Source organism: Corallococcus terminator (assembly GCF_003611635.1).
GTDB classification, from domain to species: domain Bacteria; phylum Myxococcota; class Myxococcia; order Myxococcales; family Myxococcaceae; genus Corallococcus; species Corallococcus terminator.
The window spans coordinates 1-15,545 of record NZ_RAVZ01000102.1; the positions used below are offsets into that span (position 1 = coordinate 1).

General features: G+C 70.1%; 13 protein-coding genes, 1 tRNA gene and 1 pseudogene. 7 read left to right on the forward strand and 8 right to left on the reverse strand.

The features are described 5' to 3' along the window. On the forward strand, nucleotides 1–1,092 hold a 1,092-nt coding region (locus D7V88_RS16475), incomplete at its 5' end, for a transglycosylase SLT domain-containing protein (protein ID WP_120541597.1). Between the two features lie 121 nt (nucleotides 1,093–1,213). Beyond that, nucleotides 1,214–2,014 carry a hypothetical protein gene (locus tag D7V88_RS16480; protein WP_120541598.1) on the forward strand — a complete coding sequence of 267 codons (801 nt, stop codon included), beginning with the start codon at nucleotides 1,214–1,216 and terminating at the stop codon, nucleotides 2,012–2,014. Nucleotides 2,015–2,092: 78 nt separating this feature from the next. Here the strand turns inward: D7V88_RS16480 and D7V88_RS16485 are convergent, their stop codons facing one another. From D7V88_RS16485 to D7V88_RS43025, 4 genes are all read right to left on the reverse strand, one after another. Beyond that, nucleotides 2,093–4,915, reverse strand: a complete 2,823-nt coding sequence (locus D7V88_RS16485; protein ID WP_120541599.1) for an AAA family ATPase — start codon at nucleotides 4,913–4,915, stop codon at nucleotides 2,093–2,095. A gap of 80 nt (nucleotides 4,916–4,995) precedes the next feature. Beyond that, nucleotides 4,996–5,538 (reverse strand): HNH endonuclease, encoded by a 543-nt coding sequence (locus D7V88_RS16490; protein ID WP_120541600.1) that lies wholly within the window; start codon nucleotides 5,536–5,538, stop codon nucleotides 4,996–4,998. A gap of 101 nt (nucleotides 5,539–5,639) precedes the next feature. Then, nucleotides 5,640–5,724 (reverse strand) — tRNA-Tyr (locus D7V88_RS16495). Nucleotides 5,725–5,832: 108 nt separating this feature from the next. Beyond that, on the reverse strand, nucleotides 5,833–5,991 hold the full coding sequence (locus D7V88_RS43025) for a hypothetical protein (RefSeq protein WP_158625088.1): 159 nt from the start codon (nucleotides 5,989–5,991) through the stop codon (nucleotides 5,833–5,835). Between the two features lie 83 nt (nucleotides 5,992–6,074). Here D7V88_RS43025 and D7V88_RS16500 point away from each other — a divergent pair, with 83 nt between their 5' ends. Continuing rightward, a complete protein-coding gene (locus tag D7V88_RS16500) occupies nucleotides 6,075–7,046 on the forward strand; it encodes a quinone oxidoreductase family protein (RefSeq protein WP_120541601.1) in 972 nt (323 codons plus the stop codon). Nucleotides 7,047–7,062: 16 nt separating this feature from the next. Here the strand turns inward: D7V88_RS16500 and D7V88_RS16505 are convergent, their stop codons facing one another. Beyond that, a complete protein-coding gene (locus tag D7V88_RS16505) occupies nucleotides 7,063–8,340 on the reverse strand; it encodes an MFS transporter (RefSeq protein ID WP_120541602.1) in 1,278 nt (425 codons plus the stop codon). Between the two features lie 89 nt (nucleotides 8,341–8,429). Here D7V88_RS16505 and D7V88_RS16510 point away from each other — a divergent pair, with 89 nt between their 5' ends. Continuing rightward, nucleotides 8,430–8,915: a MarR family winged helix-turn-helix transcriptional regulator gene (locus D7V88_RS16510; RefSeq protein WP_120541603.1), complete on the forward strand. Its 486-nt coding sequence runs from the start codon at nucleotides 8,430–8,432 to the stop codon at nucleotides 8,913–8,915. 15 nt (nucleotides 8,916–8,930) lie between these two features. On the opposite strand, the gene D7V88_RS16515 is transcribed toward D7V88_RS16510, so the two are convergent. Beyond that, a complete protein-coding gene (locus D7V88_RS16515; protein ID WP_120541604.1) occupies nucleotides 8,931–10,082 on the reverse strand; it encodes an alpha/beta fold hydrolase in 1,152 nt (383 codons plus the stop codon). Between the two features lie 49 nt (nucleotides 10,083–10,131). Then, nucleotides 10,132–12,093, reverse strand: coding sequence for a S9 family peptidase (locus D7V88_RS16520; protein ID WP_120541605.1), 1,962 nt, complete (start codon nucleotides 12,091–12,093; stop codon nucleotides 10,132–10,134). 170 nt (nucleotides 12,094–12,263) lie between these two features. Here D7V88_RS16520 and D7V88_RS16525 point away from each other — a divergent pair, with 170 nt between their 5' ends. Next, complete coding sequence (locus D7V88_RS16525) at nucleotides 12,264–12,722, forward strand: GFA family protein (protein WP_120541606.1); 459 nt, start codon at nucleotides 12,264–12,266, stop codon at nucleotides 12,720–12,722. Between the two features lie 54 nt (nucleotides 12,723–12,776). On the opposite strand, the gene D7V88_RS16530 is transcribed toward D7V88_RS16525, so the two are convergent. Continuing rightward, nucleotides 12,777–14,432 (reverse strand): FAD-binding dehydrogenase, encoded by a 1,656-nt coding sequence (locus D7V88_RS16530; RefSeq protein WP_120541607.1) that lies wholly within the window; start codon nucleotides 14,430–14,432, stop codon nucleotides 12,777–12,779. A gap of 126 nt (nucleotides 14,433–14,558) precedes the next feature. Between D7V88_RS16530 and D7V88_RS16535 the strand changes: the two are divergent. Continuing rightward, nucleotides 14,559–14,723 (forward strand): annotated as a pseudogene (locus D7V88_RS16535) (DUF1059 domain-containing protein); the annotation flags it as partial. Between the two features lie 90 nt (nucleotides 14,724–14,813). Continuing rightward, on the forward strand, nucleotides 14,814–15,524 hold the full coding sequence (locus tag D7V88_RS16540; protein WP_120541609.1) for a class I SAM-dependent methyltransferase: 711 nt from the start codon (nucleotides 14,814–14,816) through the stop codon (nucleotides 15,522–15,524). The last annotated feature ends 21 nt before the right edge of the window (nucleotides 15,525–15,545 follow it).

Here is a 15,545-nt window from a genome sequence, read left to right on the forward strand (position 1 = left end):
GTGTGGTTCCCGGGCCGTGGCGCGTGGGTGGTGGTGCCTTCCGTGCTGTTGGAGGACGCGGAAGCGTTCCGGCTCACGGTGCGGCACGAGCTTCAGCACCACCGGCAGCGCGACACGGTGTTCGCGTATGCGCGGCTGGGTTTCGACAGTGCCTTCTTCTGGAATCCCTTCGCGCGGGCGTTCAGCCGCTGGTTGGCGGACCGTCAGGAGTTCGCCTGCGACGAAGCGCTCGTCACCGGGCCCCGGGTGCCCGCGGAGGCCTATGCGCGATGCCTGCTCCAGGCGTCGGCTCGCGTCCCGGGTTCGAGCCCCCTTCCCGCCGGAGTCACCGGCATGTCCCACCCCACCGTCAGGAGGATCCACATGTTGTTCGAGCCCCGTCCCCGCAGCTCCGGTCGTGCCCTGGGCCTGGTGTTTTCCCTCGCGTTGGTGATGGCGCCCCTGGCGTTGTGGGCGCAGGGCGCGGTGCGTGGCCGCGCGGTGTCGCTCGCGGAGGCCCGGGCGCTCGCCGCTCGGCAGCAGGAAGGGGACCTGCCCGTGGTGGTGGACGCGGCCGTGGTGGAGCAACTCAACCGGTTCGTCACCACGCCCAAGGGGCGCGACTTCATGCGCAAGGCCCTGGCGAATCTCGCGGTGCATCGCGAAGCGCTGACGGGCACGCTGCGCTCGAAGTCCCTTCCGGAAGGCCTGCTCGCGGTGGCGATGGTGGAGTCGGCGGTGAGCAACCTGCCGGAGACGTCACGCGAGCCGTCGCTGGCCCCGGGGCAGAGGGGTGCGGGCGTGTGGATGTTCATCCCGGAGACGGCGCGCCGCCATGGGCTCAAAGTGGAGACCGGGAAGGACGAGCGGCTGGACGTGGCCCGCGAGACGGAGGCCGCCGCGGCCCTCTTTCAGGCGCTGCATGCGCGCTATGGGGACTGGCGACTCGCGCTCGCGGCCTACAACCAGGGCGAGGGCGTGGTGGACCGGGTGCTCACGGAGACCGGGGTGCGCGATGTGAGCGAGCTGACGCGCACGGGCAAGCTCAACGGGTACACCAGCACCGTGCAGGCCGCGGTGTTGCTGCTGCGCAATCCCCACCTGCTCGACTGACGTCCTTCGACGTGCGCCTCGGGGAATGTGCCCGGGGCGCCCGCGTTCGGATGCATGCGGGTGGCTTTCGCGCGAGGATGCGCCCACTGCCAGCCAGCCAACGCAGGGGTGGGGAATCGCCATGAAGATCGTCGCGCTCGTTCGTCCGGCTGGAGAAGTCCCTGATGCCGCGCAGGTGCTCGCCACAGCGGCGGGCATGGCGCCCGCGGAAGCCCGCATGAGGCTGGCCCCGGAGCCGCCGGCCCTGCTCGCCCGGCTCGCGCCTGATGCGGCGGATGCGCTGGTGAAGACGCTCCAGGACGCAGGGCTCGCGGTGCTCGCCATCGATGAATCGGAGACCGTGGAGCGGGTGACTGCCCGGACCGTGACGTTCGGCTCCGCGCAGGGGACGTTCACGCCCCGCTCCGGTGAGCCGCTCACGATGGCCTGGGAGGACGTGACGGTCATCCTCCGGGGGGCCAGCTCCATGCGCACGCAGAGCGAGCACACCGAGAAGAAGACGCAGGTGGCACTGGGCGCGGCCATCATCACCGGGGGTCTGAAGCTGACGAAGACGACGGAGACGAGCGTGCGCGGCTCGCAGGAGGAGACGTCGCAGGTGGTCTTCGTCTTCGACCGTGACGGACGTGGCGCGGTGCTGCCGGAAATCGGGCTGGATTTCTCGTGCCTGGGGCCCGCGATGCAGCCGTCGCGCACGGCGAACATGGTCGCGCTGCCTCGGCTGTTGCGTGAGCGCGCACCCAAGGCCTTCTACGACGAGCGGCTGTTGCGGCTGGGACGGCGGCCCCTGCCGTTCGTCCTGGGCGGGTCGGTGCAGATCGTCAGTGGCGCCACGTCCCATTCGCGCATCAACACCGCGCAGGGCCTGGACGTGCTCGCGGAAGCGATGCGACAGGGCGTTGCTCGGGGTTACCTGCCCTGAGACTGCGCTCGCGGTGAGGGACTCCTCAGGGGGCGTGGAGCTCATGCACCACTGCGTGGCGCACCTGCCCCTGATACTTCACGTGAGCGGCGGTGTCGACTCCGGCGGGGGACGCGAAATCCACGCGGCGATGAAGACATCCAGCTCGCCGCGCATCACGTCCTTTACGCGCGGGGTGCCGGCGCCGGTGCGCGGATCCTCCACGCGGGCGCCCCGCCCCAGGAAGTAGCGGCGGGCCTCGTCGGTGCTGGCACCCTGGCCCGCGACGACGCGCGCCGCGATGCCCTTGAGCTCGTCCATCTCCCCGGCCCCGATGAGCGTCAGCATGCGCCCCGTCGCCTCGTCCTTCGCGGTGACTTCGTTGCGCACGCGCTGGAGGTATTCGCCCTCGCGGCTCTTCACCGGACGGCCCTCCAGCACCAGCAGCGCCCGCTCCACTTCCTCCAGCGGCCCGCCCCGGTGCACGCGCACGTACGCGCGCTGACGCTTCTCCTCCTCCAGGCGACGGTGCAGCCCCGTCTCGCCCGCGAGGAACCCATATGCGCCCGGTCCGGCGATGCGCACCACCACGCGCGCGGGCGTGTCCGCCTCCGCCACGGCCGTGGCCTCATAACCGCGCCGCTGCGCCCAGCCCAGGTACATGGTGGCCAGCTCCTGCACCCACGCGTCCTGCTGCTCCGACGCGTCGCTGGCGCAGATGTCCACCAGCGCTTCGTTGTCCAGCGGCGTGGCCCCCGCGGCCCGCAACGCCTCCGCCATCTGGACCTCTCGCGCCACGTCCTCCACCTGCCGGGCGGCGGAGGCCAACTGCACCTCGTTTTTCGCCTCGCGCACCAACCTGCGCCCGAAGAGACACGCGGCCTCCAGGCGCTCCAGCTCACCAATCTGCGCCTCCACCGTGCGGAAGGCGCGGATGACGTCCGCCGCGTGCAGCGGGTCGTCCCAGAGGTTGGGCGCCTGCGTCTCCGCCAGCAGCGCGGCGCGGCGCTCCTCCAGCTCCGGCCGTCCGGCGGACGTGGCCAGCGCGCGGGCACGGCCCACCAGCCGGTCCATCTCCACGAGCAGGGATTTGCGGTCCAACCGGCGCTTCACCGCCGCCGCCTTCGCGGTGGGCAGCAGCAACTGCGCCGTCACTTCCCGGGGCGCAGGGACGGGCTCGGCCACCGCCACCACGCGGCCTCCGGGCCGGGCCTCTACTCGCACGGGCGTGCCCGGCGGCAGCGGCCTGCGGGCGATCTCCACCGCCAGCGCCGCGGTGAGCGTCTTCTCGATTTCACGTTGCAGGTAGCGCGCGCCGAACTGGGGCGAATAGCCGCGCTCCACCAGCCGGTCCACCACCTCCGGTGTCACTTCCACGTCCAGCGCGCGGGCGCGGATGCCCTCGCGCTCCAGCACGCGGCCCACCTCGCGCTGGGCAATCTTGCGGATGTCCACGCGCGACAGCGGACGGAAGTGGCAGATGGCGTCGAAGCGGTTGAGGAACTCCGGACGGAAGGCCTCCGCGATGCGGCGGTCCACCTCCGACACCTGCTCCTCGGCGCGCTTGTGCGCCGCGAAGCCCAGGCCCGCCTCGCGGTACACCTCCGAGCCCACGTTGGACGTGGCCACGATGAGCGTGTTGTTGCACGACACCGCTTCACCCGCGCCGTTGACGAAGGTGCCCTCGTCGAAGAGCTGGAGGAAGCGGTCGTGCACGCTGCGCGCCGCCTTCTCGAACTCGTCCAGCAGCAGCACGGTGAACACCTTGCCGTCGAGCAGCGCGGACAGCTCTCCGCGCCGCGTCTCCAGCGCGGGCGCCCACGACGCGCCAAAGGGCACGCTCTCATCGCCGTCGTTGGGGTAGTCCGCCATGTTCAGGCGCACCAGCCTGTCGGCGGATCCGAACAGGTATTCGGCCAGCAGCTTCGCCAACTGCGTCTTGCCCACGCCCGTGGGCCCCGCGAAGAGGAACACGCCCAGCGGGCGGCGCGGGTCGTTGAGGCCCGCCTTGAGCAGCGCCACCGACCGCAGCACCGCGCCCACCGCGTCCGTCTGGCCGAGCAGCCGCTCCCCGAAGAAGCGCTCCGTCTCCTCCAGGTCCAGCGGCATCGCGTCGTCCACGACGAAGCGGGGCAGGCGCGTGGCGGCGCAGAAACGGGTGAGCACGTCCTCCGGCCCCACGTGGTCGCGCGCCACGCCCGCGGCCTCCGCCGCCGTCTCCTTGAGCAGCTCGATGGCCTTGCGCGGCATCTGCTGCGCGAGCAGGAACTTCGCGGACAGGCGCAGCACCAGGTCGCACGCGGCGGGATCGATGGGCAGCCGCAGGTCGCGCTCCAGCTCCTCCGCCACGCGGCCGACGATCCAACGCGCCTTGTCCAGCGGCGGTTCATGGAGCGGCAGCAGGTGGAGCCGTTCGGCCAGGGCCTCGTCCGCGCGCAGCAACTCCTGCACGCGCTTGGGTTCGGTCTCGAAGATGAAGCGCAGGCCGCCGGTGCGCAGCGCGCGCACGGCTACCGGGGCCAGGGGGCCGCCCAGGGCCACCGGCAGGTCGCGGATGTAGACGATGGGGCAGGGGTGCCGGCCCAGGTGCGTGAGCAACTCCTCGAAGCTCTCCGCGGCCTGGCGCTGGGTGCTGCGCGCCAGGATGTTGGCGACGGACACCTCCACCAGCCGCGCATGCGCCAGGTCGCCGTCCACGCGGCCCTCCGCGATGCGGCGGGCCACCTCCTGCACGAGCGCGCTCTTGCCCACGCCAGGCTCGCCCGCCAGCAGCGGGTGCTTGCCGCCACGCGTCAGCAGGCCGAGCACCTCGGTCACGGCGACGTCCACACCGTACGCCGCCGGCAGCTTCCCCTCGCGCGCCAACGCGGTGAGGTCGCGGTCGATGAGCCGCTCCTGGTCTTCGCTCTTCCTCGTCGCCATGGTGTTCCGGAACGCCCCCTCCGACGTGCGGCACTCTAACCGTTGCCGCACGGAAGCGAAGTCCCGGCACCCGACGGGACTCAGGTTTCCAGCTCCGTGTGCCAGTAGGCGACGTCCCTCAGGAACTTGCGCCAGGACATCGGCACGCCCTGTTCGACGAGGAATGACAGGTGCACGGCGTTGGGCATCTTCTTCGGCTTCACGGGCACGGCGAGCAGCGTCAGGCGCGCCTGGGCCGGGGTGCGGTTGCCCTTGCGTTGGTTGCAGGGCACGCAGGCGATGACGATGTTCTCCCAGCTCGTGTGGCCCCCTTGAGCGCGCGGCACCACGTGGTCGTACGTGGCCTCCGGACGCGTGACCTTGAGGCCGCAGTACTGGCAGCGGCAGTGGTCGCGCTGGTAGACGTTCTCGCGGCTGAAGCGGATGCCGCGCGGACCCTTCCACAGGGCGCGCACGAAGCGGATGACGGACGGCATGCGCAACTCCACCGTCACGGAGCGCACGACGCGGTCCTCGTACTCCTCGACCACCTCCACCTTGCCCTGGAAGAGCAGGTGGATGGCGCGTTGCCAGGGGATGCGTGCGACGGGCTCATAGGACTGGCTCAACACCAGCGTTTCCATGACACGGGGCCTTTCAGGCGGGACAGGCCGCCAGGGAGTCGAACCCTGCTCGCCCGGATTTGGAATCCAGGCTGCACCCCGTGCGCGACCTATGGGTGAAGTGGGGACGCTGGGAGTCGAACCCAGCGGGCTTTCAAGGGCTCCGGCTCTACAGGCCAGCGCGTCTCCGTAACGCTCTACGTCCCCGGAGGGTGATGCGGGGCGCCCGGACGCAAGAAGAGGCCGGGTTCCCTGGTGGGGAGCCCGGCCTCGGAAGGGTGTCCGTGCCGCGTCGGGGACGGGGCGTGGAAACCTTCAGGAGCCGGGCGAGGCGAGGCGATAGGACGCGAAGTCGCGCCAGCGGCACGTGAAGGGAGCGGTGCCCGGGCTGGGACGCGAGGACGCTTCGATGCCGTGACCGGAAGGATTCAGGTGCTTGGGGTTCATCGGGGCCTGCTTCGTCGCCGTGCGCATGGGGACCGCTCCTTTCGTTCCCGAAGGACGCCAGCCGGAAATCATTCCTGACAAGCGTCGGAGCAGGCGTTAGGCCTCAGCGCATGAAAGCCATCCGCTACCACCAGGTGGGAGGGCCCGAGGTCCTCCGTTGGGAAGACGTGCCCGAACCCACTCCCGGGCCGGGGGAGGTCCTGCTGCGGGTGCATGCCGCGGGGGTGAACTTCGCGGACACCGAGCGCCGCCGGGGCCTGTACGACGCCCAGGCTCCGCTTCCGCGCATCCTGGGCAGCGAGGCCGCGGGCGTGGTGAGCGCGGTGGGGCCGGGCGTGGACGCGAAGTGGGTGGGGCGCCGGGTGGTGGCGCTGACGAAGGAGTCCTACGCGGAGCTCGCGCGCGCTTCCGTGGACGAACTGCTGGAACTTCCGCCGGAGGTGTCGTTCGCGCAGGCGGCGGCGCTGCTGGTGCAGGGGCTGACGGCGTACCACGTGGTGCACACCGTGGGCCGGGTGGAGGCGGGGCAGACGGTGCTCGTCCACGCGGCGGCCGGAGGCGTGGGGTTGCTCGCGGTGCAGCTCGTGAAGGCCGCCGGGGCGCGGGTGATTGGCACGGTGTCGGGTGAGGCCAAGGCGAAGCTCGCGCGGGACGTGGGGGCGGATGACATCGTCCGCTACGACCAGGAGGACGTCGCGGCGCGGGTTCTGTCACTGACGCAGGGACGCGGCGTGGAGCGCGTACTGGATTCGGTGGGCGCGAGCACGTGGCAGGCCAGCGTGGACGCGCTGGCGCCCTTTGGCCAACTGGTGAGCTACGGCAACGCCAGCGGACCTCCACCGCACGTGGAGGTGGAGTCGCTCTATGCGAAGTCGCTCACCGTGAGCGCCTACTGGCTGCGCACCCCCACGCCCCCGGAGGTGCAGCGCCGGGCACGCGAAGCCCTGCTGGCGGAGGTCGTGGCGAAGCGGCTGCGCGTCGTGGTGGGGCTGAGCCTTCCCCTGGCCCAGGCGGAGGAGGCCCACCGCAAGCTGGAGGGCCGGGACACGGTGGGCAAGGTCGTGCTGCTCGGGGAGGGGTGACGCGTTCCGGTCGTGCTCAGTGCGGTGCCGCCGTGCTCATCACTGGCTCCGTCCGCGCGGGCCCGCGTCCGATGCGCAGCACCACCAGCGCCGCACCCAGGCAGATGACTCCGGCGACGACCCATGCGGGCGTATACGTCTCCAGCGAGGTGCGGATGACGCCCGCGCCCAGGGCCCCCAGGCCCGCGCCAATCTGGTGCGCGGCCACCACCCAGCCAAAGGCGATGGGGCCGTCCTCGGCGCCCACCGTCTGCGTCGTCAGGCGCACCGTCGGGGGCACGGTGGCGATCCAATCCAGGCCGTAGAACACCGCGAACAACGGCAGGCCGAAGAGGGACATCTCGAAGGCGCTCGGCAGGTACAGCAGCGCGATGCCTCGCAGGCCGTAGTACCAGAACAGCAGCCAGCGGTTGTCGAAGCGGTCCGACATCCACCCGCTCGCCGTGGTGCCCACCAGGTCGAAGATGCCCATCACCGCGAGCAGCCCCGCCGCGCGGACCTCCGGGATGCCGTGGTCCATGCACGCCGGAATCAGGTGTGTGCCCACGAGCCCGTTCGTCGTCGCGCCGCAGATGAAGAAGCTGCCCGCGAGCAACCAGAAATCGCGGTGCCGCGACGCCCGGCCCAACGCCCCCAGCGCGTTCGCCAGCGGATTGACGGTGGAGACCTTCACCGGCTCCGCGTCCGGCGCGGCCCCGAACGGCTTCAGCCCCACATCCTCGGGCCGGTCACGCACGAACAGCGCGACCAGCGGGATGATCACCGCGACGACGCCCGCGACCGTGAAGGAGACGGCGCGCCAGCCGTGGTGCTCCACCAACATCGCCAGCAGCGGCAGGAAGACGAGCTGCCCCGTCGCCGTGCTCGCGGTGAGCAGGCCCATGACCAGCCCCCGCCGCGTGACGAACCAGCGCTGCACCACCGTCGCGCCCAGCACCATCGCCGTCGTCCCGGTGCCCAGGCCCACCAGCACGCCCCAGAAGAGGACCAACTGCCAGGGCGCGTGGATGAAGTTCGTCAGCGCCACGCCCACCGCGATGACGCAGAGCGAGACGAGCGTCATGCGCCGGATGCCGAACTTCTGCATCAGCGCGGCGGCGAACGGCCCCACCAGCCCGTAGAGCACCAGGTTCACGGACACGGCCGAGGAGACGAGGGCCCGGCTCCAGCCGAACTCCCGCTCCAGCGGCACGATGAACACGCTGGGCGTCGCGCGCACGCCCGCCGCGCACAGGAGCACCACGAAGATGGTCGCGGCGACCACCCAGGCGTAATGGAGTCTTCCAGTCTTCATGACGGTGTCTCCTTGCGGCGGGCGCGACCGGGCCCGCGTATACTTCCCACCGGAGCGCGGGCGTGTCCCCCTGGCTTCACGGAACGGCGATGTCCCAAGACGATCCCCTGCGCACTCTCTGCAACTGTCTGGCGCTGCGACAGGCGAGCCGCCACGTCACCCAGTTCTATGATCAGGTGCTCGCCCCCAGCGGCGTGCGGACGACGCAGTACTCCATCCTCCACCGCGTCCAGACCCAGGGCCCGCTCACCGTGAACGAGCTGGCCCATCAACTGGTCATGGACCCCTCGACGCTCACCCACAACCTCAAGCCCCTGTTGAAGGACGGCCTCGTCGCCCTCCAGGTGGGCCGCACCGACCGCCGCCAGCGCGCCGTGGACATCACCGCCGAAGGCAAGGACGTCTACCGCAAGGCCCGGCCCCTCTGGCTGCGCGCCCAGGCGGACTTCGAGCGCGCCGTGGGCGACTCCCAGGCCTCCGCGCTGCGGGACCTGCTGGCCTCCGTCGCCCGGACGGGCCTGGGGCAGGACGAAGAGGCTCCGGCCCCCAAGGCCGCCTCCCGTCGCCGTCGTTGAGCCGGGGAGCACGGCTCACGCTCCTTCGAGGAAGGCGAGGAACGCGGCGACCTGATCCGCCCACAGCTCCGGGTGTGCCTGGGTGAGGTGGCCGAAGGACCGCGCGTCGCCTTCCTGCACCACGAAGCGCCCGTGCTTCACGCGGGGCATCAGCGTCTCCAGCGTGCGCAGGGAGACGGGGTTGAACTCGTCGTCGGAGAAGTTGAGCGCGAACACCCGGGCCTGGATGGCGTCGAGCGCGGGCTCCGGGTCGTAGTCGGAGGAGGACTCGAGCGAGTACAGGACGTCGTTGGCGTCCATGCCCTCCGCCTGCGCCATCGCCGCCGTGATGAACGCATCCGCGGACGCGGCCTCCGGGAGCGTGGCCTGCAAGTGGGGCACCCCGTCGAGCATCATGCGAAAGACGGGGAAGGCCTCGCGCCAGCCCCGGGGCGGGGCGGTGTAGAGGCCGTCCTTCCATTCCGGGTCGGTGCGAATCTGGCGCGAGACGAACCGGCGCCACAGCAGGTTGCGCCCGGCGATGCGCGTGGGCAGCGACACGATGGGCATCACGCCCTTCACCGCTTCCGGATACAGCTCGCTCCATTGCCAAGCGTTCATGCCGCCCATGGACAGGCCCACGATGGCGTGCAGCCGGGCAATGCCCAGCGTCTGGGTCACCAGCCGGTGCTGTAGCTCCACCATGTCCCGGTAGCCGTAGGCGGGGAACTTCGTGCGCGCGCCGTCGCTCGGCTTGCTGGAGCGGCCGTGGCCCACGCTGTCCGGGAAGATGAGGAAGTACTTCGTCGCGTCCAGGGGACGGCCCGGCGCGAACAGCGAGTCCATGAAGGGCCTGCCCCGCAGCACCTGGCCGCTGGCGCTGGTCCAGTGCAGCAGGAGCACCGCGTTCGTCACCGCGCCGGAGGCATCCCGTCGCGGTGTGCCCAGCGTCGCGTAGTGGATGCGCACTTCCGGCAGCACCGTGCCGTCCCGGAAGCGGTGGCCCTGGAAGAACGCATCCGCCTCGCGCGCCTCCAGGGCCCCTGGAGGCGGAGCCGCCGGGGCGTGCACGGCCTCTGCGGCCTTCTCACGCAGGGGCGCGCGGGCGCACCCCGAGGCCAGGACGCCCAGTCCCAGAAGGAGGGCGCGAAGGGACCACAGGGCGGACGTCCGGCGTGCGGAGTTCATCACGCCGGCAGGATTGCCTGTATATGCAGCTATTGTAAAGCGGCGCTCGTCAGGGCATGGGGGCGGCGGTCGGCGCGGGCTTGAGGTAGCGGTCGAAGAACTTCTGGGCGCGCTCGTTCACCTCCACCTCGTTCTTCTTCTTCTTGAAGCCGTGGCCCTCGTCGGGAAGCAGGAGGTACTCGACGGGGACACCGTTCTTCTTCACGGCGGCGACGATTTCATCCGACTCCGCCTGGGGGACGCGCGGATCATTGGCGCCCTGGATGACGAGCAGCGGCTTCTTGATGCGCTCCGCGTGGAAGAGGGGGGAGATCTCCTTGAGCATCGCCTCCTGCTTCTCCGGGTCGCCCACCTCCTGGAACATGGCCTGACGGAAGGCGCCCCATTCAGGCGGCATGCCCTTCAGGGTGCGCAGCCAGTTGGAGATGCCGAAGGCATCCACGCCCGCCTCGAAGGAATCCGGGTGGAAGGTGAGCGCCGCCAGCACCATGTAGCCCCCGTAGCTGCCGCCGATGATGCCCACGTGCGAGCCGTCCACGTACGGGAGGCTGGCCAGGTACTTCCGAGCCTCCACGACGTCGAGCAGCGGCTCCTTGCCGTGCTTCTGATCATCCGCCTTGTGGAACGCCTTGCCGTAGCCCGTGCTGCCCCGGTTGTTGATGCCCAGCACCACGTAGCCCCGGTTCACCAGGTACTGGATGAAGTTGATGTAGCCCTTGCGCGTCTGGCCCCCGGGGCCGCCGTGCACCCAGACGAGCGCGGGCGCCTTCTGCTCGGGCGTGGCCTGGTGCGGCTTGAAGAGCAGGTTGGGGATCTCCATCCCGTCGAAGGACTTGAAGCGCACCACCTGCGAATCCACCAGGTCCTCCGGATCCAGCTCCTTGCCCATGGTGTTCGTCAGGCGCGTGGCCTTCTTCGTGGTCAGGTCGTAGACGTACAGGTTGGGGGAGGCGCGGTCGCCCTCGTGCATGAAGGCCAGCTTCTTCTCGCTGCGCGCGAAGACGACCTCGGACACCGCGCCCTCGGGGAGCTGGGGCAGGGACAGTTGGGTGCCCGCCTTCACGTCGTGCAGCCGCACCTCGGTGCCCGCGTCCACGTTGAGGGTGGTGACGCGCCACGCCCCCGTGCGCGAGAACGTGGACGCGACGATGTCCCAGTCCGCCTTCTCCACGTCCTCCCATTTCCCGGCCTCCTTCGCCGGGCGCACCAGGCGCGTGAACTCCGAACCGTCGTCCGTGAGCAGGTACAGCTCCCCGGACACCGGGTCGATGTCCGCCACCGAGTAACTGGCGGTCCCCTGGTGGGGCGTGAGGTTCTTCAACGTCTTCGTCGCGACGTCGTAGCGCCACACGTTTCCGTCGGACGTGGTGATGGACTCGTTCATCACCACCCACGACGCGTCGGGGGCGACGCCGGCGATGGCGAGGCCCTTGTCGTTCTGGAACAGCAGCGTGCGCGCATAGGTCTTCGCGTCATGGCGGTACACGTCCATGGCGCCTTCGTCGCGCTCGTTGGTGACGATGTAGAAGGCGGACTCGTCGCGGCTGAACCCGATGAAGCCCGCGGCCCCCTTCTTCAGGGGTGTGAGGTCCTTCTCCTTGCCATCCGGCGTGCGCACGAACACGTGCGTCTGCTCGTTGCCGCCCTGGTCGCGCTCGAAGAGGAAGCGGTTGTCGCGCGGGAAGGTGCCCACCAGCCGGACGCTGTCCGTCTTGGAGTTCGTCAGCGCGGTGGTCTTCCCTCCCGCCACCGGCACGCTGGCGACGTTGTAGATGCCCGAGGCGTTCGACGAGAAGAGGATCCGCTTCTCATCCGAGGCGAACGCGGGGCCCGTGACCTCCGTCGTCCCCATGAACTGCTCCATCGTGTACTGGCGCGATGGGCGCTGCACCGGCTTGCGAGCGGCGGCGGGGGCCGGCTTCGGCGCGGCGGTCGGCGGTGCGGCCACCGCCAGCAGGGGGAGGAACAGCGTCGCGGCGAGGATGCGGTGCAGGGGTTTCCAGACATTCAAGCGGCCTCCGGGGCAGCGTCGGACGGGCGGAATCTGCCCCAATCCCACGGGGAAGGTCAGGGGGGCCTCCAGGACGACCCACCAGGAGGGCGGACAAACCTGACATAAGGCTGTCACTGACAGGGGAGATAAGGGTCGGGTTCCTTCAACGCGGCACCGGAGACTTCGCCATGACCCAGACCCAGAACGACTCGCAGCAGAACCCCGCCAAGGCCGGCGTGCGGACCTATACGGGCGGCTGCCACTGTGGCGCCGTGCGTTACGAGGCCACCGCGGACCTGGCCGACGTGAGCCGCTGCAACTGCACGTTCTGCACGAAGTTCGGCAACACCGGCAACGTCACCATGAAGCCTGCCGCCTTCCGGCTGCTCAAGGGCCAGGAGCATCTTGGCGAGTACCGGCGCGAGGGGAGCCCGAACTCCCGCAGCTTCTGCAAGCACTGCGGCGTCTACTGCTTCGGCGCCGGGGACGTGCCCGAGATGGGCGGCCTGTTCCGCTCTGTCGGCATCAACACGCTGGATGACGTGGACCCGTCGCTGCTCAGCTACCAGTACTGGGACGGCCGGCACGACAACTGGATGGCCGGCTCGCGCTCCAGCCCGTGGCCCTTCCAGGCCACGGTGTCCTGAGCGGACCTCGCGAAGGGCAGGGGCGTGTTGAAGGCCCCTGCCGCTCGCCGGGGACTACACGCGGCTGGCGGCGTCGCGACCGGCCGCGCGGCCGGAGAAGATGCAGCCTCCGAGGAACGTCCCCTCCAGCGCGCGGTAGCCGTGGACGCCACCGCCTCCGAAGCCCGCCACCTCGCCCGCCGCGTAGAGCCCGGGAATCGTTTCTCCCTGGGCGTTGAAGACGCGGCCCGCGAGGTCGGTCTCGAAGCCGCCCAGCGTCTTGCGCGTGAGGATGTTCAGCTTCACGCCGATGAGCGGTCCCGCCTTGGGGTCCAGGATGCGGTGCAACTTCGCGGTGCGCACCAGCTTGTCCCCCCGGTAGCCGCGCGCCTGGCGGATGGCGGCGATCTGAAGGTCCTTGCCGAAGGGGTTGTCCAACTGTCCGTCGCGGGCCAGCACCTCGCGCTCCACGGTGGCGAAGTCCAACAGCGGCTTCTCCGTCTTCGCGTTCATGCCCGCGACCAGCTCGCGCAGGTCCTTGGCCACCACGAAGTCCTCGCCCTTCTCCTTGAAGGCCTCCACCGGGCCCATGGCCTTCTTGCCCACGGCGCGGTTGAGGACGCCGAACCAGTCCTTGCCCGTGAGGTCCGGGTTCTGCTCCGACCCCGACAGCGCGAACTCCTTCTTGATGATCTGCTGATTCAGCAGGAACCAGGTGTGCTCATGGCCCGTCTTCATGATGTGTTCCAGCGTGCCCAGCGTGTCGAAGCCGGGGAACAGCGGCGGGGGCAGGCGCTTGCCGGTGGCGTCCAGCCACAGCGAGCTGGGGCCCGGCAGGATGCGGATGCCGTGGCGCGGCCAGATGGGGTTCCAGTTCCGCAGGCCTTCGCAGTAGTGCCACATGCGGTCGCGGTTGATGAGCCGCGCGCCCGCGGCTTCGGTGATGGCGATCATCCGCCCATCCACGTGGTCGGGGACGCCCTGGACCATGAACTTCGGCGCGGGCCCCATGTGCTTGGGCCAGCTCTTGCGGACCAGCTCATGGTTGCCGCCGATGCCGCCCGACGTGACGATGACCGCCTGCGCGCGCAGTTCGAAGTCGCCTTCCGTCTTGCGGGAGCTGGTGACGCCGCGCGGGACGTCCGTGGGCTCCAGCTTCATGCCGCGAACACCGACGACGGCGCCCGCGGTGACGAGCAGCTCGTCCACGCGGTGGCGGAACAGGAACGTGAGCTTGCCGGCGGCCTGCGCCGCCTTCGCCCGGCGGATGAAGGGTGCGAGCACGCCGGGGCCCGTGCCCCAGGTGACGTGGAAGCGGGGGACGGAGTTGCCGTGGCCCACCCCGCCGTAGCCGCCGCGCTCGGCCCAGCCCACCACGGGGAACCAGGTCATCCCCTGCTGGTGCAGCCAGGAGCGCATCTCGCCCGCGGCGAAGCCGACGAAGGCCTCCGCCCACTTGCGGGGCCAGTGGTCCTCCTCGCGGTCGAAGGCCGCGGTGCCCATCCAGTCCTCCAGCGCGAGCGTGTGCGAGTCCTTGATGCCCATGCGCCGCTGCTCGGGCGAGTCCACCAGGAACAGGCCGCCGAACGACCAGAACGCCTGCCCGCCCAGGTTCTGCTCAGCCTCCTGGTCCACGACGGCGACGCGCTTGCCGGCATCCGCCAGTTCGGTCGCGGCGACGAGGCCCGCCAGTCCTCCGCCCACGACGATGACATCCACTTCCTGTCCCATGCGGTTGCCTCCTGGTGACGTTGCGGGCGCGGATGATAGGCGAAGCTTCCGCTCCCGTGGATTGCGGAGGCCATTTCACATGCGCACCTCAAGGATGGGAGGTGAAATGGCACGGGCGAGGAGGACGAGGTGGTCCGGGCCGCGACCGAGCACGCCGTGTCCGTCCACGGTCAACAGGACATTCCCGCGCTGCGCGAAATGATTCGCGTCTCGCTCAAGGATGAACCGGGGTTCCCGACCGGCGAATCCGTACCGATTCCCGGCGGGGTGCAGCCGCCAGGGTTGCACTGAAGCGTCCTTCCGGGCGTCCGTGAGGCCCTGGGGAATCCATTCGCTCCAGGTTGTCTTCACGGGCCCGCGTCTCTGTGCAAGCTTCCCTGCATGGACTCGAATTCGACGGGCAACGGCAGCGCGGGACCCCCGGGTCACGATGCCGCCGCGTACGCCCGACGGGAGGAGGGTCTGTCACCGGAGCCGCTGCGGGACGCGGCCTGGAATGTGGCGGGCCAGCGGGCCTCGGGGGTGGTGCTGGATGTGGGCTCGGGCCGCGGCGGGTGGATCCGCCGGTTGCAGGGCAATCCCGCCATCGAACGCATCCTCAGCACGGACATCCACGATGCGGGCGCGAGCCGCCTGCCCGGCGTGGAGTTCCACCAGTGCGACGTCTCCCGGGACGTTCTTCCCTGGGTGGACACGTCCGTGGACTGGGTGTTCGCCATCGAGGTCCTGGAGCATCTGGCCAACCCCCGCCACTTCGTGAAGGAGGCCTTCCGGGTGCTGCGGCCGGGAGGCCACCTCTTCATCACCACGCCCAACAACGACAGCCTGACCGCGCGTCTGTCATTCCTGGTCCGAGGCTACTTCCCCGCGTTCTGCGACCAGGACTACCGGGACTCGGGGCACATCACCCCCATCACCGAACTGGACGCGCGGCGCATGGCGGTCGAAGCGGGCTTCCAGAGCATCGACTTCGACTACCCCCTGCCCGGGCGCATTCCCCGCAGCAGCATCCATTGGCAGCGGTTTCTTCCCGGGCTGCGCGGCAGGTGGTGGAGCGATGGTTTGTTCGCGCTGCTGACCCGGCCCGCATGAGCGAAGAACAGGACTGGTCGC

What these genes read in the sequence shown, in the direction of transcription:
- D7V88_RS16485 (WP_120541599.1), bottom strand. Translation starts at nt 4,915, where the DNA reads ATGGCGACGAGGAAGAGCGAAGACCAGGAGCGGCTCATCGACCGCGAC.
- D7V88_RS16530 (WP_120541607.1), bottom strand. Translation starts at nt 14,432, where the DNA reads ATGGGACAGGAAGTGGATGTCATCGTCGTGGGCGGAGGACTGGCGGGC.
- D7V88_RS16540 (WP_120541609.1), top strand. Translation starts at nt 14,814, where the DNA reads ATGGACTCGAATTCGACGGGCAACGGCAGCGCGGGACCCCCGGGTCAC.
- D7V88_RS16505 (WP_120541602.1), bottom strand. Translation starts at nt 8,340, where the DNA reads ATGAAGACTGGAAGACTCCATTACGCCTGGGTGGTCGCCGCGACCATC.
- D7V88_RS16525 (WP_120541606.1), top strand. Translation starts at nt 12,264, where the DNA reads ATGACCCAGACCCAGAACGACTCGCAGCAGAACCCCGCCAAGGCCGGC.
- D7V88_RS43025 (WP_158625088.1), bottom strand. Translation starts at nt 5,991, where the DNA reads ATGCGCACGGCGACGAAGCAGGCCCCGATGAACCCCAAGCACCTGAAT.
- D7V88_RS16515 (WP_120541604.1), bottom strand. Translation starts at nt 10,082, where the DNA reads ATGAACTCCGCACGCCGGACGTCCGCCCTGTGGTCCCTTCGCGCCCTC.
- D7V88_RS16500 (WP_120541601.1), top strand. Translation starts at nt 6,075, where the DNA reads ATGAAAGCCATCCGCTACCACCAGGTGGGAGGGCCCGAGGTCCTCCGT.
- D7V88_RS16480 (WP_120541598.1), top strand. Translation starts at nt 1,214, where the DNA reads ATGAAGATCGTCGCGCTCGTTCGTCCGGCTGGAGAAGTCCCTGATGCC.
- D7V88_RS16490 (WP_120541600.1), bottom strand. Translation starts at nt 5,538, where the DNA reads ATGGAAACGCTGGTGTTGAGCCAGTCCTATGAGCCCGTCGCACGCATC.
- D7V88_RS16510 (WP_120541603.1), top strand. Translation starts at nt 8,430, where the DNA reads ATGTCCCAAGACGATCCCCTGCGCACTCTCTGCAACTGTCTGGCGCTG.